Annotated in this window: 1 tRNA gene and 2 rRNA genes (1 of these 3 cut by a window edge); all 3 read right to left on the bottom strand. The window is 53.9% G+C overall.

The features are described 5' to 3' along the window. Positions 1-77 (bottom strand) — tRNA-Met (locus UB90_RS20855). Positions 78-128: 51 nt separating this feature from the next. After that, positions 129-243, bottom strand: a 5S ribosomal RNA gene (rrf, locus tag UB90_RS20860). A 209-nt stretch (positions 244-452) separates the two neighbouring features. After that, a 23S ribosomal RNA gene (locus tag UB90_RS20865) occupies positions 453-2,500 on the bottom strand; it runs 781 nt beyond the window's last position.

Here is a 2,500-nt window from a genome sequence, read left to right on the forward strand (position 1 = left end):
TGGTTGCGGGAGTAGGATTTGAACCTACGACCTTCAGGTTATGAGCCTGACGAGCTACCTGGCTGCTCCATCCCGCGGTGTTTGTTTTGTGTTTTTGTTTAGAGAGGTTTTATTTGGGTTCTTATTAGGTTTGGCGGTGCCCTACTCTCCCACACCTTAAGATGCAGTACCATCGGCGCAACAGCGCTTAACTTCCGGGTTCGGGAAGGGACCGGGTGTTTCGCTTGTGCTTTGGCCACCAAACCGAATAAGAACCCATGATCTTCGATCCTGGGTTTTTATTCGGTCGGCTGTGAGAGACTTGTGAAGCAAGTCTCGTAAGCCGCCGGAAGGCTTGTACGTTTGTACGAGCCACCCAGGGTCTAGATTTATCAACGTGTTGATGATTTTCATCATCAACGTGTTGTCCAAGTCAGTTTTGCTTTTTGGTGTTTGGCTGTCTTTTACTGGATCAGATCAAGCCAATCGGGCGATTAGTACCGGTCAACTGAACGCATTGCTGCGCTTACATCTCCGGCCTATTGACGTGGTGGTCTTCCACGGCCCTCAGGGATACCTTGTTTTGAGGGGGGCTTCCCGCTTAGATGCCTTCAGCGGTTATCCTTTCCGATCATAGCTACCCTGCACTACCGTTGGCACGATAACAGGTCCACCAGTGGATCGTTCACCCCGGTCCTCTCGTACTAGGGGCAACTCCTCTCAAGTATCCTACACCCACGGCAGATAGGGACCGAACTGTCTCACGACGTTCTAAACCCAGCTCACGTACCTCTTTAAACGGCGAACAGCCGTACCCTTGGGACCTGCTCCAGCCCCAGGATGAGATGAGCCGACATCGAGGTGCCAAACACTGCCGTCGATATGGACTCTTGGGCAGTATCAGCCTGTTATCCCCGGCGTACCTTTTATCCGTTGAGCGATGGCCCTTCCACTCGGGACCACCGGATCACTATGGCCGACTTTCGTCTCTGCTCGACTTGTCAGTCTCGCAGTCAGGCTGGCTTTTGCCATTGCACTCAACGAGCGATTTCCGACCGCTCTGAGCCAACCTTCGCGCGCCTCCGTTACGCTTTAGGAGGCGACCGCCCCAGTCAAACTACCCGCCACGCAGGGTCCCGGACCCAGATAATGGGCCGCGGTTAGACATCAAGAGTGCGAAGGGTGGTATCTCAAGGAAGGCTCCACCGCGACTAGCGTCACGGTTTCGATGCCTACCACCTATCCTGCACATCACAATCCTGATGCCAGTGCGAAGCTGTAGTAAAGGTGCACGGGGTCTTTCCGTCTAACCGCGGGAAGCCTGCATCTTGACAGGCAATTCAATTTCGCTGAGTCGATGTTGGAGACAGCGGGGAAGTCGTTACGCCATTCGTGCAGGTCGGAACTTACCCGACAAGGAATTTCGCTACCTTAGGACCGTTATAGTTACGGCCGCCGTTTACCTGGGCTTCAATTCGGAGCTCTCACCCCTCCTTTTAACCTTCAGGCACCGGGCAGGCGTCAGACCCTATACGTCGTCTTGCGACTTCGCAGAGCCCTGTGTTTTTAATAAACAGTCGCCACCCCCTGGTTTGTGCCCCCGGATTCCACTTGCGTAGGACCCGGGCCTCCTTCTCGCGAACTTACGGAGGTATTTTGCCGAGTTCCTTCAACATCGTTCTCTCAAGCGCCTTGGTATTCTCTACCAGTCCACCTGTGTCGGTTTAGGGTACGGTCTGATGGAGGGCTATTTCCAGGGACTGCTCAGCAGCCTGCTCAATCCGATAAGAGCAAACTACCTTCGCAATCCGTCACATCCTCCTGGCCCAGGAATATTAACCTGGTTCCCATCGCCTACGCCTTTCGGCCTCGGCTTAGGGGCCGGCTTACCCTGCTCAGATTAGCTTTAAGCAGGAACCCTTGGACTTTCGGCGAGAGTGTCTCTCACACTCTTTGTCGCTACTCATGTCATCATTCTCGCTAGTGATCTCTCCACGGGATCGCTCACGCGCCCGCTTCATCGAAAGAACTGTTCCTCCAATACGCCCGAAGGCGTTAAGGAGGAGCTGTTCTATGTCACACTACGCTCTGCTACCATGCACTATGTGCATCCTCGGCTTCGGCTCATGGCTTGAGCCCCGTTACATCTTCGCCGCAGGACGTCTTATTTAGACCAGTGAGCTGTTACGCTATCTTTAAAGGATGGCTGCTTCTAAGCCAACCTCCTGGTTGTTTTGGACATCCCACCTGCTTTCCCACTTAGCCATGAATTAGGGGCCTTAGCCGGAGGTCAGGGTTGTTTCCCTCTCCACTACGGACGTTAGCATCCGCAGTGTGTCTGCCATCTAGTACTCCCGGGTATTCGGAGTTTGGTTAGGATCAGTAAGCCTGTGGGGCCCCATTACCCATCCAGTGCTCTACCCCCCGGGGTATTCGGATGACGCTCTACCTAAATAGATTTCGCAGAGAACCAGCTATCTCCGAGTTTGATTGGCCTTTCACCCCTAGGCACAACTCATCC

Origin of the sequence: Tritonibacter mobilis, from assembly GCF_001681715.1 — a bacterium.
Taxonomy (GTDB): Bacteria; Pseudomonadota; Alphaproteobacteria; order Rhodobacterales; family Rhodobacteraceae; genus Epibacterium; species Epibacterium mobile.